General features: G+C 37.7%; 18 protein-coding genes and 1 pseudogene. 15 read left to right on the top strand and 4 right to left on the bottom strand.

Features of this window, described 5'->3' with window-relative positions:
• The first annotated feature begins 13 nt into the window (after positions 1-13).
• The 9 genes and pseudogenes from FF105_RS07830 to FF105_RS07870 all read left to right on the top strand — a co-directional run bounded on the left by FF105_RS07830 (position 14) and on the right by FF105_RS07870 (position 7,913).
• Complete coding sequence (locus FF105_RS07830; RefSeq protein ID WP_168441494.1) at positions 14-184, top strand: hypothetical protein; 171 nt, start codon at positions 14-16, stop codon at positions 182-184.
• Complete coding sequence (locus FF105_RS07835; RefSeq protein WP_147652050.1) at positions 180-1,487, top strand: glycosyltransferase family 2 protein; 1,308 nt, start codon at positions 180-182, stop codon at positions 1,485-1,487. Before FF105_RS07830 ends, FF105_RS07835 begins: the two co-directional genes overlap by 5 nt.
• A 20-nt stretch (positions 1,488-1,507) precedes the next feature.
• Complete coding sequence (locus FF105_RS07840; protein WP_147651653.1) at positions 1,508-2,656, top strand: glycosyl hydrolase family 8; 1,149 nt, start codon at positions 1,508-1,510, stop codon at positions 2,654-2,656.
• Positions 2,649-3,752 carry a non-hydrolyzing UDP-N-acetylglucosamine 2-epimerase gene (gene wecB, locus FF105_RS07845; protein WP_147651652.1) on the top strand — a complete coding sequence of 368 codons (1,104 nt, stop codon included), beginning with the start codon at positions 2,649-2,651 and terminating at the stop codon, positions 3,750-3,752. Before FF105_RS07840 ends, wecB begins: the two co-directional genes overlap by 8 nt.
• A gap of 252 nt (positions 3,753-4,004) precedes the next feature.
• Complete coding sequence (locus FF105_RS07850; RefSeq protein WP_004913832.1) at positions 4,005-4,127, top strand: hypothetical protein; 123 nt, start codon at positions 4,005-4,007, stop codon at positions 4,125-4,127.
• A gap of 145 nt (positions 4,128-4,272) precedes the next feature.
• Complete coding sequence (locus FF105_RS07855) at positions 4,273-5,646, top strand: sugar porter family MFS transporter (protein ID WP_168441493.1); 1,374 nt, start codon at positions 4,273-4,275, stop codon at positions 5,644-5,646.
• A gap of 24 nt (positions 5,647-5,670) precedes the next feature.
• Positions 5,671-6,690: pseudogene (locus FF105_RS07860) on the top strand (polysaccharide pyruvyl transferase family protein).
• A gap of 69 nt (positions 6,691-6,759) precedes the next feature.
• The gene (locus tag FF105_RS07865; protein ID WP_228934291.1) at positions 6,760-7,416 is read left to right on the top strand and encodes a sugar O-acetyltransferase; all 657 of its coding nucleotides are present in this window, start codon (positions 6,760-6,762) and stop codon (positions 7,414-7,416) included.
• Between the two features lie 23 nt (positions 7,417-7,439).
• Positions 7,440-7,913: a GNAT family N-acetyltransferase gene (locus FF105_RS07870; RefSeq protein WP_168441492.1), complete on the top strand. Its 474-nt coding sequence runs from the start codon at positions 7,440-7,442 to the stop codon at positions 7,911-7,913.
• Between the two features lie 25 nt (positions 7,914-7,938).
• On the opposite strand, the gene FF105_RS07875 is transcribed toward FF105_RS07870, so the two are convergent.
• Together FF105_RS07875 and FF105_RS07880 are read right to left on the bottom strand one after the other, a co-directional pair.
• Positions 7,939-8,508, bottom strand: coding sequence for a GNAT family N-acetyltransferase (locus FF105_RS07875; protein ID WP_147651644.1), 570 nt, complete (start codon positions 8,506-8,508; stop codon positions 7,939-7,941).
• Between the two features lie 107 nt (positions 8,509-8,615).
• Positions 8,616-9,146 carry a GNAT family N-acetyltransferase gene (locus FF105_RS07880; RefSeq protein ID WP_147651643.1) on the bottom strand — a complete coding sequence of 177 codons (531 nt, stop codon included), beginning with the start codon at positions 9,144-9,146 and terminating at the stop codon, positions 8,616-8,618.
• Between the two features lie 126 nt (positions 9,147-9,272).
• Between FF105_RS07880 and FF105_RS07885 the strand changes: the two genes are divergently transcribed.
• Complete coding sequence (locus tag FF105_RS07885; protein WP_290046572.1) at positions 9,273-10,475, top strand: ATP-binding protein; 1,203 nt, start codon at positions 9,273-9,275, stop codon at positions 10,473-10,475.
• A gap of 78 nt (positions 10,476-10,553) precedes the next feature.
• On the opposite strand, the gene FF105_RS07890 is transcribed toward FF105_RS07885, so the two are convergent.
• Entirely contained in the window at positions 10,554-11,234 is a 681-nt protein-coding gene (locus FF105_RS07890) for a YjjG family noncanonical pyrimidine nucleotidase (RefSeq protein WP_147651639.1), read from the bottom strand.
• Between the two features lie 90 nt (positions 11,235-11,324).
• Between FF105_RS07890 and FF105_RS07895 the strand changes: the two genes are divergently transcribed.
• The 3 genes from FF105_RS07895 to FF105_RS07905 all read left to right on the top strand — a co-directional run bounded on the left by FF105_RS07895 (position 11,325) and on the right by FF105_RS07905 (position 13,723).
• Positions 11,325-11,999: a cyclic nucleotide-binding domain-containing protein gene (locus FF105_RS07895; protein ID WP_290046573.1), complete on the top strand. Its 675-nt coding sequence runs from the start codon at positions 11,325-11,327 to the stop codon at positions 11,997-11,999.
• Between the two features lie 62 nt (positions 12,000-12,061).
• The gene (locus tag FF105_RS07900; RefSeq protein ID WP_290046574.1) at positions 12,062-12,571 is read left to right on the top strand and encodes a GNAT family N-acetyltransferase; all 510 of its coding nucleotides are present in this window, start codon (positions 12,062-12,064) and stop codon (positions 12,569-12,571) included.
• 138 nt (positions 12,572-12,709) lie between these two features.
• Positions 12,710-13,723: a zinc-binding dehydrogenase gene (locus FF105_RS07905; protein WP_290046575.1), complete on the top strand. Its 1,014-nt coding sequence runs from the start codon at positions 12,710-12,712 to the stop codon at positions 13,721-13,723.
• Between the two features lie 143 nt (positions 13,724-13,866).
• Here FF105_RS07905 and FF105_RS07910 read toward each other — a convergent pair whose 3' ends face one another.
• Positions 13,867-15,201: an amino acid permease gene (locus tag FF105_RS07910; RefSeq protein ID WP_290046576.1), complete on the bottom strand. Its 1,335-nt coding sequence runs from the start codon at positions 15,199-15,201 to the stop codon at positions 13,867-13,869.
• Positions 15,202-15,307: 106 nt separating this feature from the next.
• Between FF105_RS07910 and FF105_RS07915 the strand changes: the two genes are divergently transcribed.
• Both FF105_RS07915 and FF105_RS07920 read left to right on the top strand, forming a co-directional pair.
• Positions 15,308-16,213, top strand: coding sequence for a LysR family transcriptional regulator (locus tag FF105_RS07915; RefSeq protein WP_290046577.1), 906 nt, complete (start codon positions 15,308-15,310; stop codon positions 16,211-16,213).
• A 253-nt stretch (positions 16,214-16,466) separates the two neighbouring features.
• The gene (locus FF105_RS07920) at positions 16,467-19,157 is read left to right on the top strand and encodes an HAD-IC family P-type ATPase (protein ID WP_290046578.1); all 2,691 of its coding nucleotides are present in this window, start codon (positions 16,467-16,469) and stop codon (positions 19,155-19,157) included.
• Positions 19,158-19,406 lie beyond the last annotated feature (249 nt).

Genomic DNA, 19,406 nt, shown 5'->3' on the forward strand with positions numbered 1-19,406 from the left:
CAGGAGACATGATATGATTAACTTTTTTTATTTCTTTTCAATTGCTGTGAGCATTATCTTTTTCATTATAATGTTAGTTTTATTGTACTTCATGTGGATTATTTATGATCGTGTTGAGACCACGAAAGTGAATTTGCATTTGCGCGAGTTAAAGGCCAGAGGTGACTTGAATGCAAACGATTAATCAGCTATTGATGATTGTGACTTTGATGTTAATTTGGTTGTCACTGTTCATTTCATTTGTCATGTTAAGTGGGGCAATTCATTTTTGGTTTAAAAATAGCCATCGTATTATCGAGACACCAGCGTTGTCACGCTATCCACTTATAACAGTTGTCGTACCTGCGCATAACGAAGAAATCGTGATTGAAAATACAACACGAGCATTGTTAGCACTTAATTATCCAAAAGATAAAGTTGAATTGTTACTATACTCAGACAATTCCACGGACCACACAGCAGATCGCATGCGTCAGGCTTTCGCCGATGAGCAGCACGCAGGACGCAACTACAAAATAATTGAGCGAACGGGTACAGGTGGTAAGGCCGGGGTTTTGAACGATTCTCTCAAAATTGCCCGCGGTGAATTTATTGCCGTTTATGATGCAGATGCCATGCCAGAAAAAAATGCATTATACTTCCTAGTTCAAAAAGCACTGGAAAATCCGGACCGGTATATGGCCGTATTCGGACGTAATAAAACTAGAAATGCTGATCAAAATTACTTAACTCGCTTCATTAATCAAGAAATTATGGTCAGCCAACGTATTCAACACATTGCTATGTGGCACATGTTTAAAATTGGTCGAATTCCAGGAACCAATTTTATTATTCAACGTGATTTTGTTGACAGCATTGGTGGTTGGAGTGACGGTGCTTTAACAGAAGACACCGATATTTCGTTTAAAATTATGCAAAGTGGTAAACTAATTGCTCTTGCATACAACTCTGAAGCCTTTCAGCAAGAACCAGAGCATCTTAAAGATTATTATTTTCAACGCCTTCGATGGGCAAAAGGTAACTATCAAGTCGTTCTTGATAACTTTAAAAATTTGTTTAACAAGAGTAATTGGCGCGTTAAGTTTGAAACATTCTACTTTACATCGACATTTTTTATCTTTAATTCGGCAGTCATTCTATCAGACATCATTTTTTTGGTTAATTTTGGATTTATGATTTGGAGTTGGTTTGATCCCAACACGCAAATGCCATTTACATTTACACAAGGCAATACGCAGATATCACAAGTGCTCGTTTTTAATTGGCTTTTGATGATCCTACTGTATATGTTACAAATCAGTATTGCTTTGGCTTCGCAATTTGGTCAGACTACGGCTAAATCAGTTCGAATTGCTTTGGCATCATATTTCACATATTCGCAACTGTTTATTATTGTTTCTGTACACGCTGTATTACAGGTTTTGATGGATAAGATATTTAAAAGGAATGGCACACGTTGGGTTAAAACAAAGCGATTTGAAGATTAATCAAGTAGGAGGTTATCAAAATGAAATCCAACAAGTATCCAGTTATATTAAGCCTTTTAATTATTTTGGCTTATATTGGTGTCCTAATTGCATTAAGAATAAATCACGAAACAGACGTGAAATACAAAGCATATCAGGATTGGCAACATCAATTTATTGTCAAGTATAATTCAAAACAAGACTTGATTAATACGATTAAAAACAAAAAGAAACCGGTAGCTTTGTCGGAGGGACAAGGTTATGGCATGCAAATTATCGCTAAAGCGGGCCAAAAAGGTTGGGCGAAACAATCGCAATTTGAACGATTACTAGCCTATTATTTGGAAAATCGTATTACAGTAAAAACTGATAATAATAAGGCTGAAAAAACCTACTTAATGTCTTGGCAACAACAATATAACAAATCTCAAAAGTGGGTGGGCTCCGACCAATCAGCAACTGATGGCGATTTATATATTGCGCAATCATTATTAACGGCCGCTAAAACATGGCCACAATCTGCTTCAAAGTACCGTAACTTAGCAAAAAAGATAGCTGATGATATCTTGAAATATGAATACAACCAGAAAGATAAATTTTTAACAACAGGAAGCTGGGTAACTAAATCTTCTGATTATTATCAAATCATGAGAACTTCCGATGTCATGCCGAGTGTATTTGACAATTTACACGAAGTGACCAAAGATTCAACTTGGCAGACAGTCAATACCAACATGTTGCAATATTTGTCTGATTTAAGTGCTAGGAACCAGAGCGGTTTGTTACCGGACTTTGCGGTAGTGAGCCATTCAAAAGCAAAACCTGCTAAAGCCAATAGCGTTGCGGGTGCAAATGACGGAGATTATTCTGCCAATGCTTGTCGAGTACCGATGATGTTGGCCGATTCGTCGGATAAGCAAGCAAAAAAGGTACTGACTAAGCTCATGAATTTTTTCAAAAAACAAAGTACCATTAGCGCTGGATATACGTTAAAGGGTAAATCCTTAAATAGTCAAACGATGGCTAGTTTCAACGCACCGATTTATTATGCAGCCTCTGTTAATCACGACTATGGCTACGATATTTTATTTAAGAATCAGAAAATCATATTATCTGATTCAATGGCAGATTTGCATTATTACGACGCAACACTCACAGTTCTTTCAATCTTAGGAGGATTAAATGATTAAAGTTATGTCCGTCTTTGGCACGCGACCAGAGGCAATCAAAATGGCACCAGTTATCAAAGAAATCGAAAAGACATCTGGTATGAGCTCAATTGTTGTTGTGACTGGACAACATCGAGAAATGTTAGATCAAGTTTTGGATTTGTTTGATCTGCATGCAGACCATAATCTCGACATTATGGAAAAAAACCAAACATTGACGACGATTACAACTAAAATTTTGTCTCGCTTAGATGTGGTAATCGACCAAGAAAAACCAGATTTTGTTTTAGTCCATGGGGACACAACGTCAACAATGGCAGCTAGTTTGAGTGCGTTTTATCACCAAATACCTATTGCGCACGTCGAGGCCGGCCTAAGAACATGGGATAAATATTCGCCTTATCCTGAAGAAATGAATCGACAACTCACAGATCGTTTGTCAGATATTTATTTTGCGCCAACAACTTTGAGTGAAGAAAACCTGTTAAAAGAAGGCATTCAATCGTCTAAAATTGCTGTGACGGGTAATACTGTCATTGATGCCATGCAATATACGATTGACAAAAGCTATAACCACGATGTCTTATCCCAAATCCCATCAGATCATAAAATAATTTTATTAACGATGCATCGTCGTGAAAATCAGGGACAACCAATGGCTAATGTTTTCCAAGCTGTTAATGAACTGACGCAATTACGTCCTGATGTGGATGTGATTTACCCAGTTCATTTAAGCCCAGCCGTTCAAACCTTGGCTCATGATGTTTTTGATAATAATTCTCAAGTGCATTTAATTGACCCTCTGAATGTTGTTGATTTTCACAATCTAATGTCACGAAGCTATTTTGTGATGACTGATTCGGGTGGTGTACAAGAAGAGGCGCCTTCATTAAATAAACCAGTTTTGGTGTTACGTGATGCCACAGAGCGGCCTGAAGGGGTTGATGCGGGAACGTTGAAAGTGATTGGTACAGATAAATCCGTTGTCTTATCCAATATGTTAGCATTACTGACTGATAATGTCCTTTATCAGAAAATGGCAATTGCCAAGAATCCATACGGCGATGGTAAAGCCAGTCAACGAATTGTGTCAATTTTACAACACTATTCGGATTGAAATTAAACCAACAGATTTACAGAGGCTCGAAAATTGTTAAACCAATTTTTGAGCCTTATTTTATTGCTTATTTAACCAAAGTGGTATTATTAATGTAATCGCTAATACAAGTGGAAGGAGACATGAGTTTTATTTGAAACACGAATTGTTTTGGTGACTTAATAAATGGCCGTGAACGCGATCACCGCTAATTATTCAGTCACCTGTTACAAGAATTATTGATTTCAAACTGGATGAATGGAGAATATTTGTATGTCTGAAGAAGAAAAAATTGATGTTAAATCACAAAACAAGAAGGATGATCCTGAGTCAACTGACAAAGAAAATGTCTTTGACCATAATCCTAAAAACGCTGATTACAAAAAGGCGGATTAAGCTTAATTCGAATAAATGAGTAACTAAGTCTTTAATTTGTTTCATACAAATGAGGCTTTTTTATAAACACTTTTTGACATCTCGCTGTTATTAAAGTGGTTAGATAGGAAAAAGCGAAAACAAATAAAGGACAGAATTGATAAGTATGCAAAACAAAACAAATAAAAAAGTTAAACTTAATTTTTTGAATTATTGTGTTTATGTTATTTCCTTAGGTGGCTTCCTATTTGGTTATGATACTGGTGTGATCAACGGTGCCTTAGCTTTTATGAGTCGATCAGACCAACTAAATCTAACACCATCATTACAAGGCATTGTTTCAAGTTCACTAGTAATCGGTGCCTGTATTGGTGCACTAGGGTGTGGTAAAGTAGCTGACAAATTTGGTCGTAAAAAAACGTTGCGATTGATTGCGATTATTTTTACGGTGGCAACTGTACTGTGTGCAGCGGCTATAAATTTTTGGTCTATGTCAATCTTTCGGTTTGTTCTCGGTATTGCAGTTGGTGCTGCATCGAGTTTGTCACCAATGTATTTGGCAGAAATTTCGCCGGATAACTTACGAAGTGCAAATGTTAACAAAAATGCTATTTTTATTGTTCTTGGGCAACTTTGTGCCTTTGTTGTTAATGCCATTTTAGGCAATATTTGGGGTGATTGGGGACCTATCTGGCGTGTGATGGTTCTATCGGCGGCCGTCCCATCTGTGATTTTATGGATTAATTCATTTCGTATTAGCGGTAGCCCCCAATGGCTATTATTCAAGCGACGTTTCAATCGCGCCAGACAGTTGTTCCGTCGTTTGGGATTTAAGAATACAAATTCACTTATTAAAAGTGAAACTGAAGCGATTGAAGAATCAGATGACCAGGAATTTAGCTGGTCGCGCGCACTGCAAAATAAAACATTACTGTACCTGTTAATTACTGGTATTGTAATAGCATTAATTCAGCAAATTTCAGGTGTTAATACGGTCATGTATTATGGCACTATTTTACTTGAAAAAGTTGGTATGGGTGAAGGGGGATCACTTTATGCAAATATCTTAATCGGTGTTGTGTCTGTGATTGCAAGTATTTTTGGTACTCGAATGATTGAAAAAACTAATCATCATCGGATATTGATTATCGGTTTAATTGGTAACGTAGTCTTTTTGGCATTGTTAGGTGCTATTCTGAAATCGACTATATTCTCTCAAACTGTCACAAATGCATTAGTATTGATTGCATTGACGCTGTTTTTGGCGAATCATCAAGGTATCGTCAGTCCTGTCACTTGGTTGTTGTTGGCGGAAATGTTTCCCGGAAAAGTTAAAGCACAATTCATGTCCGTGGCAACCGCGACAACATGGATTACTAATTTTTTCATTAGTTTGATTTATCCGCAGTTGATTGCGTGGTTAGGCACAGCGGTTGTCTTCTTTGTGTTTGCAGTAACAAATGGCATCAGCATAATATTATCGATTCTATTTGTTAATGGTCGCAAAATGTCTCATGCTTATCAAAATGCTAAATTATAATATATCAAAGGAGTAGTTAGTCAAATGGCAAATTTTTATGTTGATACAACCGCAGTTGTCCACGAAATTCCTGACAATGATCGGCCAAAATTTTATATGTTTGGTGTGCCTAGTTATACTAACATGGGCGATCAAGCTGTTTCATTAGCAGAACGACGATATGTCGAAAATTAATTTCCAGAATATCAATATATTGAAATTATTGAAGAAGATGACGATTACGCTATTCCAGTCATCCAAGAACATTTACAGCCCAAGGATATCATTGCTTTTACTGGTGGTGGTAACATGGGAAATTTGTATCATAATCATGAAGAAGCGAGACGTAAAGTCTTTTCAACTTTTGTCAATAACTTGACGATTTCATTTCCACAGTCAATCCATTTTGAAGAAAATGAGGACGGTGAGGTTGAAAAGAAAAAAAGCCAAGCAGCATATCGCATGAATCCCAATCTTGTGCTTGTTGCACGTGATGCACAAAGTTTTCATCGCATGCAAACAACTTTCGATAATCCAGTCATATTTACACCTGACATGGTGCTATATATGAATGCTGTTGATCTAAAATTCAAACGTCACGGCGCCTTGTTTGTGCTACGTCACGACTCTGAGAAAGTGGTTAAGCAAAGTACAATTGATAACATCAAAACAATGCTTGGGACAGAACGTCCAATTGACCGTGTTGATACTGTTTTAGACGATCCACAAAAAATAACACCAGTTACGCGTGAAGCTCTCTTTGACGCAGAACTAGAGTTGTTTTCACATCAAGAAATGATTATCACCGACCGTTGGCATGCGATGGTTTTTTCTGTATTAACAGGTACGCCGTGTTTACTATTTGGTAATAGTTATGGCAAAGGTAAACATGCATACATTGACTGGTTAGAGCATGTGAACTGGATTGATTATACTGATGAAACTGACATTGACCGCATTAAAGAACTCATGCGTTATCTCGTAGCACAAAAACGGCATGATTATGATGTTAAAAAGGATTTCAGGCAGCTACGCGATTTGATTGAAAATTATGCAAAAAAGTAGGTTCAAATCGTTCAGTGAAGAAATGAAACGACAAGGCAATAAGCAGACGTGATGAAAGGCGATTAATTTATGAATGAAAAAGATGATATTCAATATCAACGAATGATTAGAGGCGATTTATATCATCAAGATGAAGCTTTGTTTGAACTGAATATGCGTGCAAGAGATAAAATTTTTGAATATAATCAGCTCAGACATCGTGACTTAAAGAAACGTCAAGATATTTTAGAAAGTTTATTAGGTGAGACGGGTAAAAATATTTTTATCGAAATTCCGCTACAAGTTGATTATGGTTTCAATATTCACGTTGGTGACAATTTCTTTGGTAATAATAATTTGACGTTGGCTGATGCTGCACCAATTCACATTGGAGACAATGTTTTAATTGGACCTTACACAGGCATTTATACTGGTGGTCATAGCATTGATCCAGATTTAAGGACTAAGGAAGGCGCCGAGTATGCATTTCCAGTTACAATTGGTGACAATGTCTGGATTGGTGCTAATGTCACAATTACACCAGGCGTCACAATTGGTGAAAATTCAGTTATTGGCGCGGGCAGTGTCATCACAAAAGATATTCCTGCCAATGTAGTCGCTTTTGGCAATCCTGCTAAGGTTGCGCGTGAGATTAATGAAAATGATAAAACCTATTATTACAAAAAACACAAAACGCCTGAAGAGTTTCTTGATAAATTAAATCGTGGTGACTATTTTTATCGTTGAGTATGATAAAATGGTGGCATCAAATGATGAAACGGGGCACTAATACTGTGACTAACCAACCATTTTTTCAAAAATTTACAACTGCAAATAAGCAACTTTATCAACAAAATATTGATTTGAGAAATGCTGTTTTAAGGGGGCCTCTCGGCAAATTAATTACACCTGAAGAAATAGTGATTGAGCAAAATAATCAGTTTTATGGCATTACGGTCGCTGATGTGTTGGTGGCAACATTTTCAACTTACCAAAAAAATACCGCTACCGTGCGTTTAGTATCTTTTGCTGTCGATATGTCATATCAACAGCAGGGACTCGGATCACGATTGTTTCGCTGGGCACTTGATGATTTCAAAAAGCAAGGCTATCAACAAGTCAGCTTATCAGCGCGTGCCTCAGCGCATAAATTCTATTTAAAACAGGGGTTTAAAGACGTAGGGAACCCAACGACAAATCAATATCTTGGCGTAATAGACTTTGATATGCAGTATATGATTTAAACACGAAAAAAAGCAAAGAATGAAATTATTCTTTGCTTTTTTTATCGTGTTTTTCCCACTCTGAACGTAATAATGACCATTCGTTCATATCTGCAAATTTACCATTGTTGTATAAGATGTCGTCACGTTTAGTACCATCCAAATGACAGTTTAATTTTTGAGCAACGTGATTACTAGCGTCATTATTAACGTCGACATTTATAATGATCTTGCGTAGGTTGTATTCTGTGAAGCCAATTGTTAGTAAAGCCGTGACGGCACGATGCATGATGTTTTTGTGGTGCCATTGATTGCCTAGCCAATAGCCGATTTCTGAATGTTGATGTGCTTTATCAATTCGATTAAAGCTGACCATACCAACTGGCTGATTACGATAACGGATCACACAATTTAAAGAATCCCCCGTACCGAAGTGCGTTAGCGTTGTTTTTAGAAACTGTTTTTCATCATCTGCAGAGCGGAGCTGATCAGCCCACGGCAACCATTGGGACAGGGTAGTACGGCTGTCTTCGACTAGCGCGTACAATGCTTCTGAATCCTGATCTGGTAAGGGCAATGATAGACTAACATCATCGTCATATTTAAAGCTGAACACAAATAAATCTCCTTAAATTAAAATTTTATTTGAAATACATAATAGATGACATTATAAACTAATAAAAGTTGCTTGTAAACTTGAAAATAAGAGGTGACGGACACTCTCTATAGTTCGTTTCTCAAAATACCGTACTTAACTGAATCATAATACTGATTATGCCAATACCTTACTTTTCTAATCACACCTTCTTTTGTCATGCCCACTTTATCACCCAATTTTTGCATACCGATGTTACCAGACCATGTTGTGAAACCAATATGTGGTAAGTAATCAAAAAGCGTAAACATTTCATTAAGCCACTGCTTTAAAGCAACGCCACCAATGCCCAACCCCCATTTATTGGCGTCATAAATCACAATACCAACTTCTAACCACTGTTTTAGTTTACCATCATCCCAATACGCTGAAACCAATCCAACAATTTCACCGTTATAAATAATCAGTTTTACCATCGGGTTATTAATGTTGGCCGGATAAAAGCGCTGATAAAAATCTTCCCAATTCAGGACTGGATCGTGGAAGTACGGACCGTTTAGGCTCATCCATTTCAAGTCAGCCGATGGACCATAGCTGATTTGCCAAAAATCTTGCAAATCGTGTGTTTCAATTGTTTTTAATGTGATTTCAGAAGCCATAGGTTAATTCTCCACTCCTTAGTACTGTTATCTATTTTACACTATCTCTGAAAATAATCGTTTGCTGTTTTTTTTTATGGCATATAGTGGTACGATTACCTTGTTTTAAACTAAGGGGGATAACAAGTGGAAACAAGATTTGAAACATTATTTTTTAATCGCGTTAATCAACAATATGAACCGGTTAGATTGGACAGTTTGTTGGCGCAACATCTTTTGATTACTGGTGTAACTGGTAGTGGCAAGTCTACAACGGCACTAGCGATTATGATGGGCATGAAGACATTTCACCAAAATCTAATCATTCTTGATCCAACGGGAGAATATCAATCAATTCCAGATTCAAGACGTGTTGTACTTGGAAGGGATAGTTTTTTGGATATTAATCATTTGAATGCCAATGAAATTGGCAAAATGTTAAATATCACTCATCCCCAATTATTGTCAAAATTACCACTTGCGATTGAAAGCTTGCAAATTTCACGTAATGTGTTAAAGTCGACGGCAGTTTATAAAAAAATTAATAGAACAAGGGACAGTCATCAATTTAATCTCAAACGTTTGAGCATTGCTAATAAGGACTTCGATCTCAATCTGATTGCTGATCAGTTAGTTGAAGAATTTGTCATCCCCAGAAATGATGATAAAGCCGATTTCACGTTGCTTGGGCAGCAATATGATCAAGACATGATACAGCGTGTTTGGTCTGACTTGGAGACACTACGTCTGACGTTACGCGCAATGAAGGTGACTGAATTGCCGGAAGACAGCAGTGATAATCATGTTGTTCACTATGATGTCGGCTATTTAATTAATTTGTTTGTAACCCACCGAGCTTCAGAACAAAGCCTAATCATTGATTTATCTGAATACGCAAACGACATACATTTTAGCCAAACTTTAATAGATATTTTAACGCGTGAAGTGATGATTAATCGGCAACGCTTCCCGCAGCAATTTCCGGTTGTGGTTTTTATTGATGAAGCACATCGGTACTTGCCTAAGGTAATCGCAGTGGACAATGGCATTTTTTCAATTTTACGTGAAGGCCGCAAAGTTGGTGTCGATTTGATGATGAGTACACAAAGTCCACTGGATTTATCCGCAAAACTAATCGGACAATTTGGGAGCCTAATTTGTCATCGATTAGGTAGTCCAGAGGAAATTGACGCGCTGCCACCAGCAATACAGAATTCTCGCCTAGCGTTAATGGCATTGCCAGTTGGGGAAGCCTTTTTAAAAATTGCGAATTCATCTGCTGTTAAGTTAGTTCAAATTACACCGGCTAGTGTCGAGCATAATACAAATAATATTTCATTTGACATTTAAAAACAGCTATTGGTGGAACGCGCAAAGACGTTCCGCTACTAGCTGTTTTTGATAGAAGATAACTATTTTGGCTTGCAATCACAATATTAAGTCTAAAATATCCTGATAGTCATTTGCGATGTAGGTGGGAGCTGATTTGCTGGTGGTTTGATTTTGATGGGGATTGTACCAGATACTTTTCATACCAACGGCATTAGCGCCAACAATATCGGCTGAAAGGCGATCACCAATCATCACAGTGTTGCTGATGTTTCGGTCAGGATTATTGTCTAAGATTGTTTCGAAAAATTGAGGCTCCGGTTTTCGGTAACCGATTTCTTCAGAAATAAAAATTTCATCAAAATAATTGTTGATTCCTGAACCAACTAATCGCTCATGTTGTGTTTTTGCAACACCGTTTGTCCCCACAATTAGTCTAAATCCATTTGATTTGAGTTGTTTTAATAGATTTGTGGCGCCGGGAATAACGTGAAAATTATGGTTAAGATGCTCACGATAAATTTGCTCCAATTGTTGACCGTCGGACTTAATATTTAATTGATTTAGGGTATCAGAAAACCGGCGATTCAATAGTGGTTGTGCTGCATCACCGGATTCAATTTGCTGCCAAACAGCAGCATTGACTCGGCCATATATTTTGAAGGCTTCTTCTATATCGGGGGCACCGGCATTTTTTAAAATACTACGAACACCTTCATATTCACCACGTTGAAAATCTAGTAAGGTGTCATCTAAATCAAAAATGATGTTTTTAATCATGATTATTCTCCTAAATGATTGATGTTATTCTTAGTATAACCAATGTGATATAATCCAAATATGCTAAATCGCACATTAGGGAGGTGAATTATGATTACATCAACCATGATTGAACAGTACAATTTAAAAAATTTACCAAAGGACGTGTACAAAAATAGTGAAATTCATTATTTTAAGAATGGCGATATTATAACTAGTTCTGAAGAAAATCAAACACAAAAAAGGCTTTTATTATTACTTAAAGGACGAGCCAAGGTTATTTTTTTATCTAATGACGGTGAGAGCACACTGCTGGAATTTTTGAATAGAAATGATTGGATTGGTGAGTTAGAGTTAGTCGGAGTCACTACTAGCTACAAACAGGTAGTATCTTTAGGAAGCAGCGTTTGTTTAGCAATTCCGCAAGCAATAGTAACTAAATATTTGATTAATGATGTTGCTTTTTTACAACAATTTAATCATTATTTGGCTAATAAAATTATTAAACGTACTGATTTGATGTTGACTGCTAAATCGTATTCATTTAAGGAAAGATTAGCGACTTTTATGCTGAATGATGCCTATAACTCTGAATATAGTGAACCCCATCAACTGGTGATGGAATATTTTGGCATCAGTTATCGACATCTTTTGTACACCTATAACCAACTTGTAGACGAAGGATTCATTGATAAAATTGGGCGTAATAAGTACAAATTAAACATGCAACGTATAGAATCACTCATTATTACTCCAACAAAAAGTGATCGCGCCGAGTTGCAATAATTCAAAATGGTAATTTTAGTAGCAGAATTGTGACACAATATAAAACATACGAAAGGGACGCCATGTCAAATATAACAATTAGAAGCGCAAACATAATTGATGCCTTGCCTATAACTAACGTGCACATTAAATCGTGGCAGGAGACATATCGCAATATTTTTTCGAGTTATTTTTTAAATCACTTAAATTCGGAAACACGAAAGACCGGGTGGCAAGCAACGTTAGCTGACGAAGAAAAGCAGGTTTACGTTGCTGAAGTTGAAAATCAAATTGTTGGATTTTGTTCCATTGAGGTTAGAGAATATCATGAGGAAAATTGTGCTTTTTTAGCAACACTTTATTTACTGCAACAGTATCAAAAACAAAGGATTGGGGAGCAATTATTTTTAGTAGCAAAAAATAATGTACGCAGACTTGGGTACCAAGATATGTACGTCGAGGTATTAGCTGAAAATAATGCCTTGTCATTTTACCGTAAATACGGTGGCGAGATTGTTGACAGCTGTGATATTAATAGTGCGCATCAGGATAAAATAAAAGCATATATACTAAAATTCTCGATTTTTGAGTAAAACCATGACAACATCAGGTGTCATGGTTTTTTGGTGTAGAAAAAGGACTACTAGTTCAATTAATTGACAATAGCTAATGCTTGGTATATATTCTATTTGTAATTACGTAAGCGCTTACATAGAAAAGGAGAATTTTTGATGAAAGCAATCGTTATTTCTGGCAAAGAAACCATTGATTTGAAAGACTTACCCATACCTGAAAAGAAGTCGGGAGAAGTAATATTTAGTCCCAAATACATTGGCATTTGTGGCTCGGATCTTCACTATTTAGCTGACGGTTCGGTGGGGCAGTCAGTTATTCGCGAACCGCTGATCCCAGGACATGAAATCAGTGGGGTACTTGATGAATTAGTTACGATCGATGGTAAGACTATTCCGGCGGGTACCAATATAACAGTCCATCCAGCGACGTTTGGTGACAAACAGGCCCAGCTTGCAGAACGTCCTGAAATTTGGCCAAATGGGCGGTACTTAGGATCGGCGCAATATCTGCCACATACACAAGGCGGGATGGTTGAAAAAATGGCTATTCGTCCAGATCAAATTCGTATCGTGCCAAACAACGTGTCATTAAAATCAGCTGCTTTGGCAGAGCCATTGGCTGTTGGGTTGCATGCTATCAAGTTGGCGGGTGGTGTGAAGGATAAACGCGTCTTGGTTTCAGGTGCTGGTCCGATCGGTTTGTTAGCTGCCGGGGGCGCAGTTGCATTAGGTGCTAGTAATGTCACCATGTCTGATGTTTTAAACGCGCCGTTAAAACGTGCTGAAGCTTTAGGTGTGAATCACACGATTAATGTTGCGACAGATAATTTACCAGATAATGAATTTGATTTAATTTTAGAATGTTCGGGCGCTGCACACGCCATCAGCGCTGCTTTTAAAGCAGCGGCTTTAGGTGCAACGATTATGCAGGTTGGCATGATGATTGATCAAAATATTTCGGTGAACATTTCCGCAATTAATGGGAAAGAATTAACCTATAAAGGTAGTTTTCGTTTTAATGACGAGATTGACTTAGCGCTTGATATTTTGTCTCAGAATCCTGCAATTCAGACTGTTGTGACGCAAATATTCCCAGCGAGCGACTTCAGAGAAGCATTTGCGATTGCTAAAGATAGTAACCAATCAGCAAAAGTTTTAATCGAAATGTAAGAAGCAAAAAGGTGTTCGCCGCAAAGAAAAGAATTGTGGCGAACACCTTTTGTGTATGGTAAATTATGTGTTCGTAACCGAGACAACAATCACGCGATGAGTGAATACCGTCCGTCAACGATACGGTTGCAACTGTTTGAAAATTATTTTTTTATTTTGACAAAACTGATTGTGAAAAGTATTAGGAACCAGCAAACTGCCAATAAAGTTGTTAACATGGTTGCATTTGAAAATAATAAAATCAAAAATACAAACAACAAAAACAATATGGTGAGATAACTTGAGAATATGCCCCCCGGCATTAGAAATTTTTTGCCACCATTCAAAAAATCCTGAGAGTGTCGGTATTTGATGTGGGTAAGTAAAAGAAAAATATAGATAATAATAAATGTCGCTGACGCAGTGGCTGTGACTAATCCAAAAGCATCTTTTGGGAAAATCATGTTAACTAAAATGACAGAAGCAACTAAAATTGCTGATATGGTGATACCGCGCATTGGAATGAAATGTTGATTCAGTCGATTAAAAAAACTTTGTTTTGGTGATAAAGAAAAGATCATACGCCCAGTTGTGAACAAAGCACTATTCAGTGAAGAAGCAGCGGCTGTCAAAATGACAAAATTAATGATTCCGGCTGCTGCAGGAATACCTATTCCTGAAAAAACTTGAACGAAGGGTGACATGCTTGCAGTGTAATTAGTCCATGGTTGAATTGTCATAATAGCGAGTAAGGCACCCACGTAGAAAATGAGAATTCGAATAATAATGGCGTTGATAGATTTTGGTATTGTTTTAAGCGGATTTTTCGTCTCTGCGGCCGTTATGCCAACAAATTCAACACCTAAAAATGCGAAAAATGCCATCTGAAAAGCCGACAATATGCTGTTACCATGACTAGCTACCAAACCATGCACCCATAAAGTTGATAATTTAGTTGTGCCTACTTCACTATGAATATGAAAAACAACCATAAATATGCCAATACCAATCATTGATAAAATGGCAATTATTTTTACCAGAGCAAACCAAAATTCTGTTTCACCGAAAGCCTTAACTGCGAAAATATTCATGCTATACAAAATGACAAGAAATATCAATTCCCACAACCAAGCTGGTGATTGCGGTAACCAAAATTGCATGTACTTGCCAATCGCTGTTAATTCTGCCATGGCAATAATGATCCAACCTAACCAGTAGGTCCATCCCATAACGAATCCCACGCGATTGCCCAAATATTTTTTCATAAAACCAATAAAAACCGTTTGATTTTGATCGGTTAGCAAGAGTTCACCCAGTGCCCGCATCATTGAAAAAATAAAAAAGCCGGTAATCATATAGATTAAGATAATAGATGGTCCAGCTTTTTGAATCGAATCACCAGCACCCAAAAATAGACCAGTGCCGATTGTGCCGCCCAGGGCAATCATGTTGATATGACGACCAGATAATGTACGTGATAATTTGTTAGTTTGTGCCAATTTATTTTCCCCCAATCACTATGTTATATATTAAAGTATCTTGTATAATTAATAAAATTAAACTTTTTCAATTTTACATGAAAAAAAGTATTCTAAGGAGTTTATCATGTCAACCTTTTCTTATCACGTTTTTGTTTCGGTAGTGCGTTATGGGTCTTTTTTTCATGCCTCACAACAGTTAAATGTAACACCGAGCGCCGTAAGTCACTCTATTAATCAATTGGAGGAGCAGTTAGGCTTTCCGCTTTTTTTGAGGAGCCGTTCGGGCATGACTTTGACCGCTGAAGGTAGTCAAGTGCTGCCATACATTCAGCAATTACTGTCGGATGAGGCAACGTTAATGCAAATTAGTGATGACATTAAAGGATTACAATCAGGTTCAATCAAAATTGGCGCTTTTAGTAGTGTCTGCATTAATTGGTTACCTCACATTTTAGGCGTGTTTTCCAAAAAATACCCGGAAATAGATATTTCAATTGTGCAAGGTAGTTTTGAAGAAATTACGCAATATATCAAATCTGGGGAATTGGATGTCGGCTTTACAACGTTGCCCGTCAGTGAAAATCTTGACGTTATACCACTCTTAGATGATCCAATCTATTGTGTGACACCAGAAGGATTTGTACCAAAGAATGACCAAAGTATGACGGAACAAGATATCGTAAATCACAAGTTTATTTTACAGAAAGTTGATTATGACAGAGACACAAAGCTAATTTTAGATTATTATCGTGTCGGGCCAAATGCTATCAATTTTTCAATTGATGATCAGTCGATTATTGCAATGGTTGAAGCAGGAATTGGATTAGGTATATTACCAAAATTGGCATTGCAAAAGAATCCTGGAAACATAGCAATATTTCCCTTTGAAAAGCCAGCCAGCCGAAAAATTGTGTTAGTCACCAACAAAAGTAAAGCAGCCTCACCATCTGTGATTGAACTCGTGACTGAAATCAAACACTTTATTGAAAAAACGTACAACACTAAGGTAACTCCGAGTGATGAAAAGTAGATGTATTTTTGTTGATGCTAGCTTGCGAGTACGCAATACAAAAAACTCGTGATCGGCGTGCATTAAATTTGCAATAAAAAAAATGACATGATAAAATTTAAGAACAATTAACAGTTCGTTCATTTTGATTTCACACCCTTGCGGGAGTAGCGGCGCATATGCGTGGGAAACTGACTAACTAGGTATTTAATACCTAGCGGCCAACCTTAAACAGCAAGACGCAAAGATTTTTTCTCTTAAAGGAGTGTGTCAAATGAACACGAAAACAAATGAATCGGACGACGTTCCGTTATCGCGCACGTCGAAATTTCATCATCAGGAATGGACAGAAATTGTTGATGATTTGCAGGCCAATTATCCTGATGGTCTTGACAGTGAGGACGTTACACAGCGAATTCAAAAATATGGTTACAATGAGGTTGCTGTTAAATCAGTACCTAAGTGGCTTATTTTTCTACGCCAGTTTAACAATGTGATTATTTATATCCTGTTAATTGCTGTTGGTTTGACACTTTTAATGGGTCACTATTCTGACGCCACTGTTATCGCTTTGGTTGTCTTTATTAACGCGATGATTGGTTATTTTCAAGAAGTTAACGCCAGTAACGCACTTGATAAAATAAAAAATATGTTGTCGGTTGAGGCAACTGTTATAAGAAATAGTGACCGTTTTGATGTTCCTGCCCGTGAATTGGTTTTGGGCGATTTAGTTTATTTGGAAGCTGGCGACAATGTCCCGGCTGATCTACGTCTTATTGACGTTGATAATTTACGTATTCAGGAATCTTCATTGACAGGCGAGGCAGACTCTGTTTTAAAAAATGAACATATTTTATCAGCATCTGTACCTTTAGCTGAGCGTAGTAATATGGCTTATGCTTCGACGGCTGTCACTAATGGTAGTGCAACTGGTATTGTTGTTGCAACAGGCGTTGATACACAAATTGGTCAAATTTCTCAGAGTGTGGCTGATGTTTCAGGTAACAAGTCACCATTGACCAAAGAGTTAGATGCCCTAGGGCGTGGCATTTCATGGCTCATCATTGCCGTAGCTGCAGTCATGTTTGTATTGGGTTGGGCGCTTAATATCTATGATTTGCCAACTTTAGTAATGGCGATTATTGCAATGATTGTTGGTTCAATGCCTGAGGGCCTGCCGGCGGCAACCTCAATTATTTTGGCGACAGGCGTGCAAAAGTTAACTAAAAAGCATGCAATTGTTAAGACATTACCAGCAGCTGAAACGCTTGGTGCCGTTGATATTATTGCTTCTGACAAAACAGGTACACTGACCAAAAATGAAATGACTATCCAAGATATTGTCATTGATGAAAAACATTATACGGTTACTGGAACAGGCTATGCACCAGAGGGTGATATTCAAATCGATGGGCGAGTGGTTGATGCCAAAAAAATAAGCAAGTTAGAAATGTTTCTGACTATGGGTCAGCAGGCTAACGATACGTTCTTAACGGAAGAAAGTGGTTCGTGGGAAATTAATGGTGAGCCAACCGATGCAGCCTTTTTATCCGCGTACTATAAAGCTTTTGGTCCAAAAGCACCAAAATTAAATGAAATTGACCGTATTCCTTTTGATTCAGATTATCGTTATATGGCACGTTTATCTGAAAATCAACAGCAGCACCGATTTATTGCCATTAAAGGATCCCCTGACAAATTATTTGATTTGGCAGAGAATAGTACGACATTCCGAAGAAAATATTGGTCTGATTTAGCAGCAACATTTGCGCAATCTGGTAAAAGAGTCATTGCTGTCGGTTATGCTGATGTTGCAGATGATGTCAATGAAGTGACACACGAAAGCTTAAAAGCCAGTGGTATCACGTTCTTGGGGTTAGCCGCAATTATTGATCCGCCACGTCCAGAGGTTATTGATGCTATAAAGGATATGCGTCAAGCAGGTATTCACGTTAAAATGATTACCGGTGACAGCCCTGACACAGCAAAAGCAATCGGGCAGCAGTTGGGATTGGCTAACAATATTCAAACCATTACAGGATCTGAAGTTGAAGCAATGACTGATGACATGTTGGCTAGCGTCGTGACAAAGTATGATGTTTTTGCTAGAACAACGCCACAAGATAAATTGCGTATTGTTGCGGCTTATCAGGCAAATGGACTAGTGACAGCCATGACGGGTGATGGCGTTAACGATGCACCCGCATTAAAACGGGCTGACATTGGTGTTGCGATGGGTGTCAAAGGCACCGATGTTGCCAAAGATTCAGCAGACATGGTTTTAGCAAATGATGATTTTTCAACCATTAAAACAGCGATCGCTCAGGGGCGCCGTTTGTACGACAACATTCGTAAAACGATCTTGTATCTATTACCAACAAGTTTTGCTGAGGGATTGATTGTTGTGTTCAGCATTTTGTTACAACAACCAATGCCGCTAACAGCTACACAACTTCTATGGATTAACATGGTTTCTGCGCTGACATTACAACTGGCATTTATATTTGAACCCGCGGAACCCGGTTTAATGTCCCGTCCGCCACGTAAAACATCAGATAAATTAATGAGTCGATATGATGTATTTCAAATGGTATATGTTAGTGTCATTATTGCTGCCGTTGCACTCGCAGTATTTGAATACTTAGACAGTATGACTGGTTTTGCCGTGGCCAGTACTATGGCGGTTAACGTTATTATTTTTGGAAAGATTTTTTATCTGTTTAATATTCGTACCGCTGCGCCAGCACTTAGCCGATCATTTTGGACAAACCCTATGGCATTTGGCGCGATTGGCGCGATGATTTTCTTACAAATTATTTTCACTTATGTCCCTTTCATGCAAGGTGTTTTCTCAACGTCAGATCTTTCATGGCAACATTGGGTTATTATTTTGATAACAGGTTTGATTGTTTTGGTCGTGACAGAATTGGACAAATATCGACGTATGCTTAGAAGTAAAGCATGACAAAAATATGAAACATTATAAAAGTGTTGCATAATTCTAATAAAAGATTTACAATGTATTTAATCTAAAAAACGTCATAAACCGTTGAGATGGAGATCAAACCATGTGTGCACGTACAGGGAGCCCTTGTTACTGGAAGTAGGGCCGAACGCAACATGGCAAATGGACCATTGAGGGTTGGTTGAACAAGAGAAATCTTTAGTACTGCCAAACGTGAGATCTACGTCAGTGATCAGGTTATTGTTAGAT

Source organism: Leuconostoc sp. UCMA20149 (genome assembly GCF_030400235.1).
GTDB classification, from domain to species: Bacteria; Bacillota; Bacilli; order Lactobacillales; family Lactobacillaceae; genus Leuconostoc; species Leuconostoc pseudomesenteroides.

What these genes read in the sequence shown, in the direction of transcription:
- FF105_RS07855 (WP_168441493.1), top strand. Translation starts at nt 4,273, where the DNA reads ATGCAAAACAAAACAAATAAAAAAGTTAAACTTAATTTTTTGAATTAT.
- FF105_RS07865 (WP_228934291.1), top strand. Translation starts at nt 6,760, where the DNA reads ATGAATGAAAAAGATGATATTCAATATCAACGAATGATTAGAGGCGAT.
- FF105_RS07900 (WP_290046574.1), top strand. Translation starts at nt 12,062, where the DNA reads ATGTCAAATATAACAATTAGAAGCGCAAACATAATTGATGCCTTGCCT.
- FF105_RS07880 (WP_147651643.1), bottom strand. Translation starts at nt 9,146, where the DNA reads ATGGCTTCTGAAATCACATTAAAAACAATTGAAACACACGATTTGCAA.
- FF105_RS07870 (WP_168441492.1), top strand. Translation starts at nt 7,440, where the DNA reads ATGATGAAACGGGGCACTAATACTGTGACTAACCAACCATTTTTTCAA.
- FF105_RS07850 (WP_004913832.1), top strand. Translation starts at nt 4,005, where the DNA reads ATGTCTGAAGAAGAAAAAATTGATGTTAAATCACAAAACAAGAAGGAT.
- FF105_RS07890 (WP_147651639.1), bottom strand. Translation starts at nt 11,234, where the DNA reads ATGATTAAAAACATCATTTTTGATTTAGATGACACCTTACTAGATTTT.
- FF105_RS07915 (WP_290046577.1), top strand. Translation starts at nt 15,308, where the DNA reads ATGTCAACCTTTTCTTATCACGTTTTTGTTTCGGTAGTGCGTTATGGG.
- FF105_RS07920 (WP_290046578.1), top strand. Translation starts at nt 16,467, where the DNA reads ATGAACACGAAAACAAATGAATCGGACGACGTTCCGTTATCGCGCACG.
- FF105_RS07895 (WP_290046573.1), top strand. Translation starts at nt 11,325, where the DNA reads ATGATTACATCAACCATGATTGAACAGTACAATTTAAAAAATTTACCA.
- wecB (WP_147651652.1), top strand. Translation starts at nt 2,649, where the DNA reads ATGATTAAAGTTATGTCCGTCTTTGGCACGCGACCAGAGGCAATCAAA.
- FF105_RS07905 (WP_290046575.1), top strand. Translation starts at nt 12,710, where the DNA reads ATGAAAGCAATCGTTATTTCTGGCAAAGAAACCATTGATTTGAAAGAC.
- FF105_RS07840 (WP_147651653.1), top strand. Translation starts at nt 1,508, where the DNA reads ATGAAATCCAACAAGTATCCAGTTATATTAAGCCTTTTAATTATTTTG.
- FF105_RS07830 (WP_168441494.1), top strand. Translation starts at nt 14, where the DNA reads ATGATTAACTTTTTTTATTTCTTTTCAATTGCTGTGAGCATTATCTTT.